Raw genomic sequence first — 17,536 nt, 5'->3', positions numbered from 1 at the left:
CACGTGGTGCAGCGGGTTTTTCACTGCGCATTTACCTTTGTTTGAGATGTACAGCCTTTCGAATGAGAGGCCTCAGCGAGAGAAACGATTTTCGTACGTTTACGGGCTAAGTACGAAGCCCGATGCTGTATACCCTCGAGTTTTCAAGACCGCTTCGGTATGAATGGATGAAAGTTTCATCGCTCAAGGGTCGGTCTCCTGAGTTAGCTGATTTCGAGGTGTTTCATGTTTCGCGTCTCGCTGATCTTGCTTCTCGTGATGGGCTCGCGAGCGGGAGCGGTGGAGGGAGCGGAGGGCTGGACGGATCCTGGTTTGAAAGAACGAGAAGGGTTGTTCGCCTGGTTTGATGCTTCGAGGCAGGATCGCGGGAGGTCGGCTCGCGGGAGTGCCCCTTTGGTACCGGGAGCGGGGATTAATCTGATTTATGATGGGTCGGGGCATGGAAGGCATCTGGCGCAGCGGGATCGAGGGGCTCAGCCGAAATTTCATGTTTATGGAAGTGTGGCGGTCGTGCGGTTCGATGGGAAAGATGATCATCTGCAATTGCTGGGGATGGGGGGGACGGCCGAGGAATTGACGGCGTTCGTGATCGTGGCGCCGAGGTCGAATGCGGGTGGGTTTCGGGGGATCCTGGCGGGCAATGCGTTCGGGTTGCGCGATTATGATACGGGTTTCTGCCTCGACCTTGCGCCCGCGATGTCGAGCCGGTTTGACTCGATCAATGTCGAAGGGAGGGGGTTCGTCGGGGCGAATGACCTGCTGAATGAGTCGTTGCCGTTTGGGCAGCCGTTTATCGTTGAGGTTCACCTGGGGGCAGGGCGGGGAGGGGTGGCGCTCTGGCTCGATGGAAAGTTGCAGGGGCGTCGAGATCGGCAGGCGGGGAAGATCTCGCTGGATGACATGACGCTCGGGGCCCGGTTCTACACGAATGATTTTCAACCGGCGTTCACTCAAGGATTCTTTGATGGTGATATTGCCGAGGTTCTGATTTATGACCGGTTGCTGAGCGATGAGGCAATCGGGTCGGTGCGGGGGTATCTCGCGGCGAAGTATGCGGGACTCGGAGAGAAGCTGAAGCGGAAGGGGGATGAAGAGGGTGAGCCGCTCGTGAGCGTGGCCGAGCCCCCGCCCGTTCAGATGTTCGTACCGGGATTCGCGGCCCGCGAGCTGCCCGTTCAACTCACGAATGTGAACAATGTCCGATATCGGCCCGACGGTAAGCTCTTCGCCGTGGCTTATAACGGGGCGATTTATCTGCTGTCGGATCGAGACGGCGACGGCCTTGAGGAGGACGTCAAGCTCTTCTGGGATGGCCGGGGTAAGATGCAATCGCCGATCGGCATGGCTTTGAATCGTCCTGGCGATCCCCGGGGCAACGGGGTGTTCGTCGCTTCGAAAGGGAAGTGCTCGCTGATCGTGGATAAGGACGGCGATGATGTCGCCGACCAGGAGATCGTCGTGGCCGAGGGGTGGCCCGAGATCAAGCATAGCGTGGATGCGATGGGCATCGCCCAGGCTCCCGATGGCTCCGTGTACTTCGGGCTCGGGACGACTGACTTCACGAACGCGTTTCAGGTGGATCACGACGGCAAGGCTCACTATGACGTCAACGGGGAGCGAGGCGCGATCCTGCGGATTGCTCCCGACTTCAAGGGCCGAGAGGTCGTCGCGACGGGGATTCGATTCCCGGTCTCGATGGCGTTCAATCGCAAGGGAGACCTGTTCGCCACGGATCAGGAAGGGGCGACGTGGCTGCCCAATGGGAACCCGTTTGATGAGCTTTTGCACATACGAAGGGGGCGGCATTACGGGTTCCCGCCGCGGCATCCCAAGTATCTCAATAGGGTCATCGACGAGCCATCGGTCTTTGATTACAGGCCACAGCATCAGTCGACCTGCGGGCTCTGTTTCAATGAGCCGGGGAAGGGCAGAAAGGTCTTTGGTCCGGATTGGTGGGCCGATGATGCGATCGTCTGCGGCTATTCTCGGGGGAAGCTGTATCGCACGAAGCTCGTGGATACGGCCTCGGGGTATGTGGCTCAGACCGAGTTGATCGCTTGCTTGAGTCGTCTCGTGGCCGATGCCTGCGTCAGCCCCGATGGGGCGATGATGGTCGCGACGCATGGCGGTGGGCCGGATTGGGGGAGCGGTCCCGAAGGCCATGGGAAGTTGTTCAAGATCCAGTATGTGGATCGGACGCTCCCGCAGCCGGTCATCGCCTGGGCGGAGTCGGAGCAGGAGACGCGGATCGCCTTCGATCGGCCGGTCTCTCCGGAGTATCTGCGAGGTCTGACGGAGCGGGTTTCTCTGACGACGGGGCGGGCGGTTGCGGCCGGGGACCGATTCGAATCGTTGCGGCCGGGTTATGAGGTCGTCGCCGCTCAGTTGGCGGCGCCTCGTCACAAGGTCAAGATTCACTCGGCCAGCCTCACGCCTTATGGGCGGACCATCTTGCTCGCGACGAGTCCGCAACTCGAAGAGAGTTCTTATGCCATCACAATGCCCGGATTCGGGAGTGATTCGGCGAGTGCTGTTAAGGGGGCGATCCGGCAGGAGCCGGACATCGACCTTTGCTATGGCCTTCATGGGGTCGAAGCGGCCTGGGTAGGGAATGATGGAGGAGGCCGGTGGTCGGGATGGTTGCCTCATCCCGACCTGAAAGTGGCCAGGGAGTTGACGCGAGGGAGCGCGGGGCATGACACACTCTGGGCCTCGCTGAAGCGGGCGGGGACCCTGAAACTCAGGGCGAAGATCAACCTGCGAGATCTTCTTCGGCCGGCGTATCAGCCGGGATCTCGGGTCGATGATGCGGCTCTGCCCGAGGAGCGCGTGACGCTCGTGCTCGAGTCGAATTCGGGGCTCGTGGCGCGGTCGTCGACGGGGGAGGTCGAGACGTCTCCGAGGGATACGAACGCGAACAAGGTCGTGCTATCGTTCCGTCCCGCAGTGGGCGAGACCTCGTCGCTGGAGATCGAGCTCAGGACCGGGGGAGACGGGCCTGCCGCACTCGGAGTGTCGGTTTATACCAATGAGGATCCTCGCCCGCGGGCTTTGCCGCGTGTGCGGATCCTCTCGCCTTGGTCGCGGCCGGATCGATTGAAGGGAGGCATGCTGGCCCGCGTGGTGCCCGAGGAGTGGAAGGGGGGGGACTGGCTGCGAGGTCGGAGTTTGTTTTACGGGGACGTCGCGCGGTGCTCTCAGTGCCACTCCGTGCGAGGGGAAGGGGGGACGCTCGGGCCGGACCTCTCGAACCTTATCGAGCGCGATTATGCGTCGGTGGTTCGCGACATCAGCCAGCCGAGCTTTGCGATCAATCCCGACTTTGTCTCTTATGCGATTGCGCTGAACGACGGGCGTGTGCTGTCGGGGCCGATCCGCAGAGAGGGGACGATGCTGCACGTCGGCGATGCGCGGGGGGGGCACTCCTCGATTGCTCGCGAAGAGGTCGAGGAACTCAAGCCCTTGACGACATCGTTGATGCCCGAGGGGTTGCCGACGCTGCTCGGGCACGAGCGGATGAAGGACCTCCTGGCATTCCTTCTGCAGCCGGCGTTGGAGCCTTCGCCCATTCGACGTCCGGGCGCCCCGCCGCCTCGGAGCCTTGGGGAGATCCCCTCGCCGGCGGCGGAGGCCACCGGACGAGGGAAGAAAGCCGTTCGGCCGCTGCATGTCGTGTTGGTCTCAGGGCCCAAGGATCATGGGATCGACGAACACGACTATCCGCAGTGGCAGGAGCGCTGGGGAACCCTGCTGGGGCTGGCCGAGGGGGTGACGGTCCGGAAGGCTATGGGTTGGCCTTCGGCCGACGATCTGGCGCATGCTGATGTGCTGGTCTGGTACTCGGCGAATCCCGAGTGGTCGCAGGCCAAGGGGAAGGAACTTGACGGGTTCCTCGAACGCGGAGGGGGGATGGTCTACATCCACTTCGCCGTCAACGGCAAGGCCGCGCCGGGGCCGCTGGCGGAACGCATCGGGCTGGCCTGGCAGGACGGACGATCCCGGTTCCGCCATGGTCCGCTCGACCTCGACCTCGGCGCGGGTAACACGCACCCGATCACGCAGGGGCTCGCCGGATTTCACCTTGAGGACGAGAGCTACTGGGAGCTTGCCGGGGACACCTCGAAGATCCAGGTTCTGGGGACGGCCGTCGAGGAGGGCAAGGCCCGGCCGCTGCTCTGGACGCGAGAGCATGGCAAAGGGAAAGTCTTCTGCTCGATTCCGGGTCACTACTCCTGGACGTTCGACGACCCGCTCTTTCGGCGGGTCATCTTGCGAGGGATCGCCTGGAGTTGTGGGGAGCCCGTCGATCGTTTTGCCGGCCTTGCGACGGTGGGGGCCCGGATCGGGAACGAACGGGCCGAGTAGGGAGAAATAGGTGAGACGGCGTTACGCCTAAAACTGTGGCGATCTTCGAGTCCTCCCTCCTGCAGATTGCAGGGGGGAGGACTTTTGTCTTTCATCGAGGGGCGGAGTGCTTATGAAATCTGGACGGGATTCGCGAGGATTTAAGACACTTCACCTTTTCGCCGTTCCCTCGACTTGTAGACGAGAACGCCGATCCAACCACAGAGCAGGCCGAGCAGGAGGGTCAGGGGCCTCAGGTCGTATTCGGTGATGAACACGTGGTCGATCAGTCCGAATAGGAGGGACGAGGGCCAGAACACCAGCATGAACACGTAGAACTGCATGGTCGGGTCGATCTTCTCTTCCTCTTCCAACGCGTCGAAGTGGGTGCGCATCCTGATCTCTCCATAACGAGGAAAACACCTGCCGCAAAGTGTCCGACGCCCCATTTCGATCCAACGGCGAATAAATTCGATAAAGAATCAGATATCGATAGATCGATGGGATCTCCGAGGACGATGGCGCACCACGATCGGGGAAACATGGATGATGTTTCCTTCCGGGGCGGGGGGCGTTGCATCCTCTGCGGTCGACGGGTGAGGCCAACGGCGGCCTCGAAAGGATCGGCATTCGGTTTTTCTACGACGTCCCCCCGGCCGTGTGACGCCCTTCTCGAGGACTTCTCGCGGCATACATCAATTAAACAACGAGTCGGCGTGCGAGCATTCAAAAATGAATGCACTCAAGCGGATTTCGCTGCACGCACTCAGTTATGTTGACGAGAAAGAGTGTGGGGGAGAGGCTCGTGAAAACTAAAGGTCTCGTAGGGCCCGCTCGTAATCCTCGGGAAAATTGATGTTGCGTAGGGATTGGAGGGGAGGGTCGACGATTCTCAACTCATCGGGGGTTACGAATCGCGTCCGGAGGTGCGTCGCGAGAAGCATGAGGCGCCTCTGATTATCCCTTCTCAAAGAATTGACTTCATGAATGAGTGGGGTCGTGCGATACAGCGCGGCCAGGGGGTGAAGCTTGTCATCGACCTCGGGAATCGCCGCGTCGTGAGGACCGATGAGTTCGCGGAGTCGCGCGATCCATTCGGGGACCAGGAAGGGAGTATCGGCGGCGGTCGCATAGAGGAATTCGGGGTTCGACGAGAGGGCGGCCAGGCCGGTGTCGAGGCCTTCGAGCGGACCTTGGCCGGCGACGCGGTCATGCACCAACGTCACCGTGGATGGGAGCGAGGGGCACTCCTGACCTGCCGCCGCCACGACAATCGTTTCTTCGCAGACGGCGCCGACGATTCGCACGATGCGTTGCAGCATCGTCTCCTCGCCGAAAGGCAGGCACGCTTTGGGTTGTCCCATGCGACGACTTTCGCCTCCGCACAGGACGATGGCCGCGGTATTCATTCGATTGTGGAGATGCTCGAGAGATTGGTCCGGGTGATCTGTTGTCGTTGCACCAGTATCAAGTCATAGCGTGCTGATTACTCTGGGACTTTATGAGTTGCGTCGACCTGGACTTCGCCTGAGCTCCGAACGCCCACCGAATTCTATCGAGAATGCGAGTGGTCGCACAGCGAGGCGAGCAAGGAGTTTCGGAGAGCTCCGATGGTACAAGCCCTCGCTGGAGGCCAGCGTATCCGGCAGCAATAGATTTGAACTCTCAACAGGAATGCTATGGAATGGATAGAGTTATCAAATGAAATTAATTTATTATTGCCTGTGTTCTGATGAGAGGGTCGATTCGAAACTGGTCGGCCAAATTCAATACCCCGGAGTGAAGGAGGGTCCTTCGTTCCGGGGTCGGATTTTGCTCGAATGTCCGCGCAGAAGGCTTACTCCGTCGGCGGGATGTAACCGTGATGGACGCCGAGCCAGTAGCTGAGGGACCAGGCGACGCCATCGAATTCGCGACGGCCGTCGGTGCCGTCGTCGGGGGTCCAGGGGCTGCGGTTCCATCGGCCCTGGGCACGCTCGGAGATCGGGAGCACGCGGTCGAGTTGGATCCGATGGCGATGGACGCCGGGCTCGGTCTTCACGACGACGTCGTGGCGTTGCGTGTTGTTCACGGTCCAGTCGATCAGTTCCCAGGGCCAGTCGCGCAGGGTTTCGATGGATTCATCGACGTCGCAGCGCCGTCCGGTGGTGGCGCCGTATACGAAGTTGTAGAAGGGGCTGTGCTCGGGGCGGATGCTCTGTTCGCCCGGGGTCTCTTCCCAGGTTCGGGCGATGCTCTGGACCAGGATGCGACGACGAGCCGGGTCTTTTTCCAGCATGAGCAAGGGGTAGTAGACGAGGTAGAGGAGCTCGTCGTCCGAGTGGTTGATGTCCGGCCAGCGACCGGTGACGCCTCGGCGCATCATCAGGCTATTGAGCAAATAGTGGTGCTTTTCGATGAGCTCGTCATAGGCTCGGTCGTATTTGGCGTCGCCGGTGATGTGCTCGGCGACCTTGAGGAAGGAGAGGATCTCCAGCGAATTGAGGGCGCGGAGGTCGTGGTAGAACGGGTGGTGGTTGATCAACTCGGGGGCCCAGATCCCCCAGCGCGTTTTCTGGCCGGTGTGGCCGACGAGGTTGTAGCCGTTGTTCATGATGTGGTCGGTCACGCGACGGACGACACCGGCAATCTCCGTCTTCTCGGCCTCGTCGGCGACGAGGTCGTGGTAGAGGTACCAGGCGAAATAGTGGCCGTCGAGCTCGTCGCTGCTCGTGTCCCCCTTGCACCAGAGTTTGGGATCGAGCTTGGAGCGGAACCAGATCTTGGTCGTCTCTCCGGGAGTGAGGACCGTGTCGTCGAGGTGCACGCCGAGGACCCCCTTCTGCAATTCGTCGTCCGTGGCGATCGCTCGCGCGGGGAATCCGGGGAGGCCGGGGAGACGCTCGAGATCGAGAAGGGCCTTGAGCGAGCCGTTGGCGTGGAGTCGGGCCTCGGGGGACTTCGTCGCGGCGTAGCGGAGGGACATCGCGGCGACGTACATCGACGTCCAGAGGCCGTCATTGTCGTTGACGTTGAAGGTGTGGGGACTGTTGACGTCGCCCGGCGTCTTGAGCTTGATCTCGCAGATGAAGCCTCGGCGATTGTGCCGGCTCCAGGTGATCTCATCATAGTGGCCGGCCTTCTCGGCCAGGGTCATCGGCCGCTCCTCGATGCAGGAGACGCCCTTCTTCGTCTCGAGCCAGATGCGGTTCTTGGCGTCGGACCAGATCGCCTGGACGCGGTTGTCGGGGAGCCAGCGCTTGCCCCAGAAGTAGCGGTACTGGCCGTCGCGTAGCCGCCAGGCTCCCTCCGGGGTCCCCGCCCAGACGTCGCCGTTCGGGGAGAGGTAGAGGCAGGTCAACGTCTCGTACGGGACGCCGTCGCGACGATCGATGCTCTGCCACCACTGCTCGCCGTCGGTGGCGAAGAGGCCGCGATCCGTGGCGATCCAGACGTGGCCGATCGCGTCGCCGGCGATGGCAACGACCTTTGCGAAGGATCGGACCTCGGGCTGTCCCGGCTCGGGTTGTCTCGGGCCGATCTCGAGCCGCTCGAACTTCTCGCCCGACGAGCCGAAGGCACCCTGGTCTGTGACGACCAGGACACGCCCGCTCGCCGCCCTCGCGGCGGAGAGCACCTTCGCGCCGGCCGGGAGGAGGTCCTGGGCGACGAAGTCGAAGCAGGTGATCGGCCTGCTGGCCTCTTCGGGTAGCTTTGAACCTTCGGGATAGCGCGTGGCGATGAGCTGCGGATACGACGCGCCAAAGCTGGGAGCGGAGATGGCGAGCAGGAAGAAGGCCATGAGACTCGACATCGAGCCGGATTGCATGAAGTTCGTCCTTCGCTGAGATGAGGGGGATGATGCGGACGCGTTACATGGGTCGCTTGGTCGGGTGCGACAGGAGGAAAGTCGCCGGAGGTACCTTCAGGAGAGGTGAAGGCGGATCAGGTTCGGCGGGTGAGGAAACCGAGGGACTTCATTTTCATAACCGCTGGCGGGCGGAAAGGGAAGCGTCTTCTTGGGAATCGATGTCCAGGCGATCCCCCCTCGATTTGGGCGGAAGAAACACGACAAATCAAAATATTGTGTTTTGTGGGATAAATGCGGCGAGGGCCGGAGCTTTCGAGCGAGTCGAATGCTCCGGCCCTCCGATTCTTTCCGCAACCCAAACCAACCTGCGAGAGACTCAACCGCCCATGTGGGCGGGCTCGAGTTCGTGGGCCGACTTCGCGTGCTGAGGTGCAGGCGTGGTCGGCTGCACCGAGAAGCGGATGCCGATCCTGCGGGTGAAGTTGACCCACATGTCGATCAGGGCGTAGAAGACGGGGGTGACGAGGAGGGCGAGCAAGAGCGAGAGCATCTGGCCGCCGATGATGACCTTGGCCATGCTGGCTCGGGCGCCGGCGCCAGGCCCTTGGCCCAAAGCAATTGGGACCATCGCCGCGACGAGCATGACCGTCGTCATCAAGATCGGACGCAACCGGGTGTGGTTGGCCTCGATGATGGCGTCGGTCCGCGGCAGGCCCTTCTCGCGGAGCTGGTTAGTCGCGTCGACCTGGAGGATGCCGTTCTTCTTCACGATGCCGATGAGCATGAAGAGCCCAAACATGGCATAGATGTCCATCGGCGTCTGGAAGAGGACCAGCGAGAGGAGGCCGAACGGCACGGTGACGGGCAGGGCCATCAGGATCGAGATCGGCTGGGTCCAGCTCTCGAACTGGGCCGCGAGGATCAGGTACATGAACAGGACCGAGAGGCCGAAGGCGATGAGGAAGTATTTGCCGGTCTCGCCCATCGTCTTCGCCTGCCCGGTGAAGACGTAGGAGTATTGCTTCGGCAGGTTCATCGACTTGAGGATGGCCTCGGTCCGCGTGACCGCCTCGCCGAGCGGGATCCCTTCCGGGTTGCCGAGGACGGTCACGATGCGCTCGCGGCTGAGCCGCTCGATCTCCGTCGGCCCGCGCTCGTCCACCAGTCTGGCCATGCTCGAGAGGTCCACGAGCCCGGCGGCCGGGGAGGGGAGCTTGAGCTGATAGAGCCCGGATGTCGTGGAACGATCGGACGCCTTGGCGCGGAGCCAGACGTCGTACTGCTCGTCGCCGTCGCGGAACTTGGAGATCGGCATGCCGCCGACGAGGATCCGCAACGTGTCGGCGATGAGGCCCACCTCGATGCCGAGGTCGCTGGCCCGCTCGCGGTCGACGACGACCTGGACCTCGGGCTTGCGGAGCGAGAGGGTCGTGTCGATGTCGACGATGCCCTGAGCATCCTTCAGCTTCGACTTCAACTCATCGGCTAAGGTCGAAAGGGTGTTGATGTCGGGACCGGCCAGGCTCACCTGGAAGGTCTGCGGCCTGCGCCCGCCCTGGAAGGCCGAGACGTCGTTGACGCTCGCCCGGAGGTCGGGGTAGTCCATCATCAGGGTGCGGGCCTCTTGCTGGATGGCGAACTGGGAGAACTCGCGATCTTCCAGTTCAGGCATCCGAACGTAGATCGTGGCGCGGGTGACGTCGCCCTGGCCCTTCACCACGCGGCCGCCCGTGGACTGGCCGATCGTGGTGAAGATGTGGGTCGTCCCCTTGAGCTTCCTCAGGCGGGTCTCGAGCTCCGAGCAGAGGGAACTGGTGCGTTCGAGGCTATAGCCTTCGGGGGTCGTGAGGCTGACCTCGTACTCGCCCTGGTCGTCGCGAGGGATGAGCGCGATGCCCATCCTCCGGCCGATCGGGACCGTGCTGAGGATCACGCCGATCGTGATCAGGACCACCAGGAACTTGAACCGCAGGGCCCCTCGGAGGGAGAGCCCGTAACCGCCGTCGATGAGGCGATAGATCCAGCCCGACTTGCTCTTGGCGTGACCCGCCTCGCTCGGGTCGAGCTTGAGGAAGCGGCTGCAGAGCATCGGGGTGAGGGTGAAGGAGACGAAGAGGCTCATGATGATCGCGAAGGCGACCGTGAGCCCGAAGCTCGAGAAGAACCGGCCGACGATGCCGCCCATGAAGGCGATCGGCACGAAGATGACGACCAGCGAGAGGCTCGTCGCGAGCACGGGGAGGGCAATCTCCCGTGTTCCGATCCTCGAGGCCTCCATCGCGTCCAGGCCGCTCTCTTCCATGTGGCGGAAGATGTTCTCGTGGACCACGACCGCGTCGTCGATCACGATGCCGATCGCGAGGATCAGGCCGAGCATCGTGATGTTATTGAGCGTGAACCCCATGTAGCTCATGAAGACGAACGTGGGGATGATCGACGTGGGGATCGCGAGCGTGGCGATGACCGTCGTCCGCCAGTCCCTGATGAACAGCAGGATCGTCGCCGAGACCAGGGCGGCCGCGAGCAGGAGGTGGAATTTCACCTCCTCGATCGACTTCTTCACGAAGCGAGACTGGTCGCGGATGACCTCGGTGACGATGTCGGCGGGGAGCGAGGATTTGATGGTCTCGAGCCGTTCGCGGACGAGGTCGGCCACCTTGACCGTGTTCATGCCCGACTGCTTCTGGATCACGAGGCTCACGGCGTTGACGCCGTCGAGCCGTGCCAAAGTACGGGGTTCCTCGAAGGAGTCGTCCGCGCGGCCGATGTCCTTGATCCGGATCGGGTAGCCGTTGCGGTTGGAAACGATCAGGTTGTTGAACTCGGCGGCCGTGGTGATCCGCCCGAGGGTTCGGAGCACCAGTTCGCGAGGCCCCTGATCGACGCGGCCGCCGGGGACCTCGAGGTTCTGCCGGACGAGGGCGAAGCGGACGTCCTCGACGGAGAGGTTGTAGCTCGCCAGCTTGTCGGTGTCGACGACGACGTTCATCGCGCGGACGCGGCCGCCGACGAGGGAGACGGCACCGACGCCGCTGACGGTCTCGAGCCGCTCCTTGATCCGGCGGCGGGCGATCTCGGTGACCTCGCGGAAGTCGCGACGCCCGGAGACGGCGATCGTCATGACGGGCATCGAGCCCGTGTCGAACTTGTCGATGATCGGCGACTCGGTACCGTCGGGGAGGTCGGCCAGTATCGTGTTGACCTTGTCCCGGACCTCCTGCGTCCCGACGTTGCCGTTCTTGGAGAGCTGGAACTCGACGGTGATCGTCGAGACTCCTTCGATCGTCGTGGATCGAAGCTCCTCGATGCCGCTGACGGTGTTGATGATGTCTTCGAGCGGCTTCGTGACCGACGTCTCCATCTCCTCGACCCCCGCGCCATTGAGCACGGTGGTCACGGTGCAGACGGGGAAGTCGACGTCGGGGAAGAGGTCGACGCCGAGCCGGTCGTACGAGACCAGGCCCAGCACGACGGGTATCGCCACGAGCACCCACGTGAATACGGGGCGTTTGATGCAGATATCAGAAATGGTCATGAAGGAACGACCTCGTCCTCTGGAGAACGGCCCGAGCGAGTCGGGCCTGGACCCGGTAGGCCTTCGCGGAAATGTTCGACAAACCGGTGACGGCTCGTGGCCGGGACTCTCCGCGCCGGGGCGTCACGCCAGAGAAAACGTGGACGCGGGCGCGGGGGAGTCGGCAAGCGGTCGGGAAATCCTGAGCCGAGGTTCGACGCCGATCAGCGCGTCTTCGGTTCCTCGGCGGGCGCCTTCTCGGAGGCGACCTTGTTCTCGGCTTTGACCTCGTTGGGGTCGCGGACGACGATGAGGGTGCCGTCGGCGAGCTGCGTCTGACCGGTCGTGACGACATGCCCCGTATCCGGGAGCTTGCCCGTGACCTCGACCCAGCCGGGGCCTTCGAGGCCGGTCTCGACGTTGATCGAGCGGACCTTGTCCCCCTCGACCATGAAGAGTTTGGTCACGCCCGCGTACTTCACGACGGATTCGAGCGGGACGACCTTGGACTTATCGCCAGTCTTGGTGAGGATCGACGCCTTGGCGAAGCCGCCGGGTCGGAGCAGGCCGCGGTTATTGGGGACCGAGATTTCCACCTTGAAGGTACGGCTCGCCGCGTCGATCGACGGGTTGATGCGGGTGACCTTGCCCTCGAAGGTCATCCCCGGCTGGGAGGCGACGAGGATCCGGACCGGCTGCTCGACCTGGACGTCGATGCTGTTTCGCTCGGGGACATTGGCCCAGAGGCGGAGCGGGTTCTCGATGACGAGGTCGACGACCGGGTCGCCGGGGCGGACCATCTGCCCTTCGGAGACGGACCTACGCGAGAGGGCGAAGGTGAGTCGGTCGGTCACGCCCGGAGGGGCCTTGGAGAGCAGCGGGGCATGGATCTCCATGTCGACCCGGGCTTGTTTGGCGACCTCCACGGCCACCTGGCTCGCCCTCGCCGAGGCGAGGTTGGAGTTGGCCGTCAGTATCGCGTTCGCGAGCGCGGCCTCGGCGGCCTGCTCATCGTTCTCGGCGTTCTGCAGGTCCTGAGTCGTCCCGGCGTTCCGCCGGCTCAGTGAGCGCTCTCGGCCCAGGTTCAGCCGGGCCCGATCGAGGGAGAGCCGGGCCTGGACGACCGTCGGGACGGACGAGACGTCGAAATCCCCCTGGGGCAGAGATTTCAGGCCCAGCTTGGCGAGCTCGACCTGGAGCTGACGCTCGCGCTGGCGGATCGTCAGGTCGGCGTCGATGGGATCGAGCTCGACCAGCAATTCGCCCGGCTTGATATGGTCCCCCATGTCATGGTGGACCCGCAGGACGCGCCCTTCCTTCTTGGCGCCGATCGGGATGTCTTCCCAGCCCTTGAGCGACCCGACGACCTCGACGACCCGCTCCAGGGGCCTGAGCTCGAGCGAGGCGACGGTCACGGGCACCGGCTTGGGGGCGGTGTTCGCCTTCGCCTCGGGCTCGGCCGCCTCCTGGCCGCAGCCGGAAAGGGGGACGACGCTCAACAACATTCCCAGGGTGACAGCCCATCCTCGGACTCTCATGGTCACGATCCCCGGTCGGGGGTCTCCGGCGTGCCGAACCCGCGGAGCAGGTCGTCGACGAGACGAGCCGCAAGGTCGGGCTCCAGGTCCTTACCCTTGTAAAGAAATCCGAGCATCGAGATGACGATCATGCCGTGGCAGGCCGTCAGGAACGACTCGACCCGCCCGGGGTCGATCACGCCCGCTTCCGCGGCTCGGTTGGCGATGGCGGCCATGAAGCAGCTCGACTTCCCTTTGAACTGCTCAACATCCGTCTGGAGGCCCGAAACGGGCGGCCCGAACATCAGCGAGAAAAAGAATCTGGCGATATCAGGCGCCCTTCGGCTGAACTCGAAATGCGCCTCGAAGGTCTGGACGAGCATCGCAATCGCGTCTTGCGACTCCGAAAGGATGCTGCTCAGCCGATCGTTGAGGCAGTGTACGGGCAACGTGAGCAGGGTCTGGGCCAGGCCTTCCTTGCTCCCGAAGTAGTAGTAGAGCGTGGGTTTCGTGACCCCGGCTTCCTCCACGATCGTCCGTACCGAAGTGGCGTCATAACCATGAGTTGCGAACAAGCGAGCGGCGATTTCTCCGATCTGGAGTGCGACCTCGCTCGTCAACGCCCTGGTCGGGTCCACCACCGCCATAGACATACCCCCGCCAGCTCAGCTTTGTTTCACGTTACCTACCGTTAGGTAGAATGCTACCGAACGGTAGGTATTATGCCTGAAATAGCGATCGTGGCAAGAGATCTTTTCCTGTCGAATAGATTGGTTCTGGTGGGGGCTTGGAGTAGCCTTGGCGACGGAGAGTCATTCGCCCCCGCCCGGTAAAGATTTGCCGGCTTGAACCTTCATATCAGCCGAAGGAGGACGCCTTGAATTTCCAACGTGCGATCACGCCGGCCATCACCATCGCCGACCAGCCGACCGCCGAGGACCTGGAGGCCTTGAAGGGGCAAGGGTACGTCGGCGTCGTCAACCTCCGGAACGACGGCGAGCCAGAGCAGCCCCTGAGCACCTCGGCCGAGGGGGAGAAGGTTAAGGGCCTCGGCCTCGACTATGTCCACTACGGCGTCGGGTCGGCCCCCTTGACGGAGCAGGGGGTGACGGCCGTCAGCGACTTCCTGAGCAAGCACGGGGCGGATGGTAAGGTCCTCGTCCACTGCCGCAAGGGGGCGAGGGCCGCCGCGCTCGTACTGCTGCACGAGGCTAAGCTCCAGCACTGGTCCCCTGAAGAGGCCCTGGCCAACGGTCGTGCGATGGGGCTCGAGGTCGAAGGAGGACTCAAGAACCTCGTCGAGAATTACCTGAGAGATCACGCGAGCGCCGAGTAAGATCGGAGTGCGGGGGCATCGGAATGGTACGAAATCCATCTCCTTGCCCCCGGGCTCCTGCGGAAGTCGACTGGCTCCCCACGAGGGACGGCAGATTCGACCCGGACCGGGCCCGATCGGTTCGCGAGAATACCGAGAAATTCCCGGCTTATCGGAGCCGTTGGGATGCTTGACTCGGTCGTTCTCAGCGTCGTAGACTTAGTCACTGATGCATCATTGCACCGAAGGAAATCGGCCAATCGCGGCCGCGGGATTCCGGGCCTGAAGTGCTTGGGAGGGCGGAATATGCTGCGCTTTGAATCCACGCTGGGCGGGCTGGTCGCCGTTCTCGCGTTGGCGGCGACCCCGGCTTTCGGCGAGGAGGACATGAGGGTCGCCCCCGCCTACCTCCAGGGGCTCCGAGACAAGGGCTATTTCGAGCTCGTCGACGAGTTGCTCGAACGGCTCAGGACCGACCCCAAGACGCCCAAGGACATACTCGAGACGATCGATTACGAGCAAGGGCGCGTCATGATCGACGAGGCCTCGCGCACGGGCGACCTCGTCCTCCGCAAGGAACTCCTGGACAAGGCCCGAGGCAAGCTCGTCGCCTTCACCAAGGACCATGCCAGTAATCCCCTCGCCCCCGAGGCCTTCGTCCAGCTCGCCCGGCTTCACGTCGAACGCGGCCACCTGGCCATGCTTAAGAGCAACGAGACCGAAAAGGACAACGAGAAGAACGCCCTGATGGGCGAGGCCAGGGCATCGTTCGAGGAGGCGAGGACCGCCTATACCCAGGCTGAAGGGAAGCTCGACACGGCCCTGAAGGCCTACCCCAACTTCCTCCCCGAAGGCGAGGAGAAGGAAAAGCGTGAGAAGGTCCGCATCGCCCTGATGGACGCCCAGCTCCAGAAGGCGGTCGTCGACTACGAGCAGGGGCAGACATTCCCCGCCGGCTCGCCGCAGCGGGCCGAGTTCCTCACCTCGGGGCTCAAGCAGTTCGACGAACTCTACAAGAAATATCGCGTCTGGTTCGCCGGGATGGCCGCCCGCATGTGGCAGGCCAAGTGCTACGAGGAGAAGGGTGAACTCGGCGCGGCGATGGGCATCTACAACGAGCTGATGCAGCACCTCGACCCTCGGCTCCGCGGCCTCCAGCGCAACGTCGGCTACTTCCAGATCATCCTCTACAACAAGCGCAAGGAATTCGCCCTCGCCGATCTCGGCGGCCAGGGGTGGGTCAAGGCGTATAGCTCCGCCGGCGAACTCGCGTCGAACGAAGGCCTGGGAGTCCGGTTCGAGATGGCCAAGGCCTCATTGGCGATGGCGGCGGAGTCGACCAACCCCACCGAGAAGGCGGGCCGGATCGCCAGGGCCGTTGACTTGCTCTCACAGGTCGTCCGCTACGCGTCCCCCCACAAGGCCGAGGCGCTCAAGTTATTGAAGGAACACAAGCCGAAGGCCGCCGCCAAGTTCGAGGACGTCGCCAAACTCAGCTACGAAGACGCGATCTCCCAGGCGGATGAGGCCGTGGCCTCGCACGACTTCGATAAGGCCATCCTCCTGCTCAAGCAGGCCATCAAGCGGGCAGACCCCGTCAAGGATCCGGACAAGGCGATCCTGCCGAGATACACTCTCGGTTACTGCTATTACATGAACAAGCGATACTACGAGGCCGTCGTGCTCACCGAGCACATCGCCAGGCGTTATCCGCACAAGCCGCTCGCCCCCAAGGCGGCCGAGATCGGCATGGCGGCGCTCGCGGATGCCTACAACGAGTACAAGGAGATCGACCGAAACAGCGACCTGAACCGCCTGATCGACCTCGCCAAGTACACGGCCGAGGCCTTCACCGACCGCGAAGAAGGGGACCTCGCGCGGCTGACCCTGGGGCAGATCTACCACGGGACCGGCAGCTATCCCAAGGCCATCGAGGCCTTCGACAAGATCCGGACCAAGTCCCCCAAGTGGGTCGAGGGCCAGACGCGGGCGGGTGCCTCTCACTGGGAGCAGAGCCTGGTCCTCAGGCGCAAGAAGCAGGACGCCGAGGCCGATGAGGAGGTCAAGAAGGCCCTCGCTTCGCTCAACGCTGCCCTCAAGTCGCGTCAGGACGCCGGCACGGCCCTGACCGACCCGGAGCTCATGGCCAACCTCTGCGACATCGCCGACATCCAGCTCGAGAGCGGCAAGCCCGAGGAGGCGCTCAGGGTACTCGAGCCGAGCGTCAAGGTCCAAGGCCCAACCGCCTCGGGCCCGGCCTATAATCGGCTCATCTCCGCGCAGTTGCGGGCCCACATCAACCTCGGGCAGGTGGACAAGGCCCAGAGCGACATGGCGGCCCTCGAGAAGTCTGGGGGCGGCACGACCCAGCTCTACTTCGGGCTCGGCAAGTTGCTCCAGAAGGAGATGGACGCCCTCAAGAGCAAGGGCAACAGCGCGAAGCTCGCCCAGGTCCAGTCCGACTATCAGAAGTTCCTCAGCGCCCTGATCAACGCCAAGTCGGGGCAGACCTACGACTCGCTCCAGTGGGCCGGCGAGAACATGCTCAAGCTCGGCAACTCGAAGGAGGCCGGGGCCGTCTTCAAGCGGATCACCGAGACCGCCGCCAAGGACGCCAACTTCCTCGGCACGGGCGGCGAGAGCCGGCTCTTGCGAACGAAGCTCAAGCTCGCCGCCGCGTTGCGTGGTCAGCGCGACTTCGAGGCGGCCAACGTCCTGGTCCAGGAGCTGAAGTCGGAGAGCCCCCAGACCATCGAGCCGATGTTCGAGCAGGGGATGCTGCTTGAGGACAAGGCCGCGGCCGGGCAGGGCAAGTGGACTGCCGCGTTCGCCCACTGGCAGTCCCTCGCCTCAAGGCTCGGCAAGTCCCGGGTCAAACCGACCGAGTATTACGACGCCTGGTACCACGCGGCCTATGCCCTGAACAAGGACAAGCAAGGAACCAAGGCGAAGCAGATCCTCGGGGGCATCAAGCGCACGTCGCCGAACCTGGGTAGCCCCGAGATGAAGCAGAAATACGAAGACTTGCTCAAGCAGATCCAATGAGCTGACAGGCT

Annotated in this window: 9 protein-coding genes; 3 read left to right on the top strand and 6 right to left on the bottom strand. The window is 63.1% G+C overall.

Going from position 1 to position 17,536, the window contains the following annotated elements; translation table 11 throughout:
- Positions 1 to 510 precede the first annotated feature (510 nt).
- Positions 511 to 4,365, top strand: a complete 3,855-nt coding sequence (locus ACOYYX_RS18055) for a ThuA domain-containing protein (protein WP_422931305.1) — start codon at positions 511 to 513, stop codon at positions 4,363 to 4,365.
- A gap of 140 nt (positions 4,366 to 4,505) precedes the next feature.
- On the opposite strand, the gene ACOYYX_RS18050 is transcribed toward ACOYYX_RS18055, so the two are convergent.
- From ACOYYX_RS18050 to ACOYYX_RS18025, 6 genes are all read right to left on the bottom strand, one after another.
- Positions 4,506 to 4,739, bottom strand: a complete 234-nt coding sequence (locus tag ACOYYX_RS18050) for a hypothetical protein (protein ID WP_422931304.1) — start codon at positions 4,737 to 4,739, stop codon at positions 4,506 to 4,508.
- A gap of 417 nt (positions 4,740 to 5,156) precedes the next feature.
- Positions 5,157 to 5,708: a molybdenum cofactor guanylyltransferase gene (mobA, locus tag ACOYYX_RS18045; protein ID WP_422931303.1), complete on the bottom strand. Its 552-nt coding sequence runs from the start codon at positions 5,706 to 5,708 to the stop codon at positions 5,157 to 5,159.
- 473 nt (positions 5,709 to 6,181) lie between these two features.
- Positions 6,182 to 8,152: a hypothetical protein gene (locus tag ACOYYX_RS18040; RefSeq protein WP_422931302.1), complete on the bottom strand. Its 1,971-nt coding sequence runs from the start codon at positions 8,150 to 8,152 to the stop codon at positions 6,182 to 6,184.
- Between the two features lie 358 nt (positions 8,153 to 8,510).
- Positions 8,511 to 11,669, bottom strand: coding sequence for an efflux RND transporter permease subunit (locus ACOYYX_RS18035; RefSeq protein ID WP_422931301.1), 3,159 nt, complete (start codon positions 11,667 to 11,669; stop codon positions 8,511 to 8,513).
- Positions 11,670 to 11,872: 203 nt separating this feature from the next.
- Entirely contained in the window at positions 11,873 to 13,186 is a 1,314-nt protein-coding gene (locus ACOYYX_RS18030; protein WP_422931300.1) for an efflux RND transporter periplasmic adaptor subunit, read from the bottom strand.
- A 2-nt stretch (positions 13,187 to 13,188) separates the two neighbouring features.
- Positions 13,189 to 13,812, bottom strand: coding sequence for a TetR/AcrR family transcriptional regulator (locus ACOYYX_RS18025; protein WP_422931299.1), 624 nt, complete (start codon positions 13,810 to 13,812; stop codon positions 13,189 to 13,191).
- Between the two features lie 230 nt (positions 13,813 to 14,042).
- On the opposite strand from ACOYYX_RS18025, the gene ACOYYX_RS18020 reads away from it, so the two are divergent.
- Positions 14,043 to 14,501, top strand: coding sequence for a beta-lactamase hydrolase domain-containing protein (locus tag ACOYYX_RS18020; protein ID WP_422931298.1), 459 nt, complete (start codon positions 14,043 to 14,045; stop codon positions 14,499 to 14,501).
- A gap of 285 nt (positions 14,502 to 14,786) precedes the next feature.
- On the top strand, positions 14,787 to 17,525 hold the full coding sequence (locus ACOYYX_RS18015) for a tetratricopeptide repeat protein (RefSeq protein ID WP_422931297.1): 2,739 nt from the start codon (positions 14,787 to 14,789) through the stop codon (positions 17,523 to 17,525).
- Positions 17,526 to 17,536 lie beyond the last annotated feature (11 nt).

The organism is Singulisphaera chitinilytica (assembly GCF_049331405.1).
Taxonomy (GTDB): domain Bacteria; phylum Planctomycetota; class Planctomycetia; order Isosphaerales; family Isosphaeraceae; genus PoT.
Note: the sequence above shows the minus strand (reverse complement) of the source record. Positions and strands in the feature narration are given on the sequence as shown.

Excerpts from the sequence above, each read along its gene's own strand:
- ACOYYX_RS18050 (WP_422931304.1), bottom strand. The coding sequence starts at position 4,739 with ATGCGCACCCACTTCGACGCGTTGGAAGAGGAAGAGAAGATCGACCCG.
- mobA (WP_422931303.1), bottom strand. The coding sequence starts at position 5,708 with ATGGGACAACCCAAAGCGTGCCTGCCTTTCGGCGAGGAGACGATGCTG.
- ACOYYX_RS18040 (WP_422931302.1), bottom strand. The coding sequence starts at position 8,152 with ATGCAATCCGGCTCGATGTCGAGTCTCATGGCCTTCTTCCTGCTCGCC.
- ACOYYX_RS18035 (WP_422931301.1), bottom strand. The coding sequence starts at position 11,669 with ATGACCATTTCTGATATCTGCATCAAACGCCCCGTATTCACGTGGGTG.
- ACOYYX_RS18030 (WP_422931300.1), bottom strand. The coding sequence starts at position 13,186 with ATGAGAGTCCGAGGATGGGCTGTCACCCTGGGAATGTTGTTGAGCGTC.
- ACOYYX_RS18025 (WP_422931299.1), bottom strand. The coding sequence starts at position 13,812 with ATGGCGGTGGTGGACCCGACCAGGGCGTTGACGAGCGAGGTCGCACTC.
- ACOYYX_RS18015 (WP_422931297.1), top strand. The coding sequence starts at position 14,787 with ATGCTGCGCTTTGAATCCACGCTGGGCGGGCTGGTCGCCGTTCTCGCG.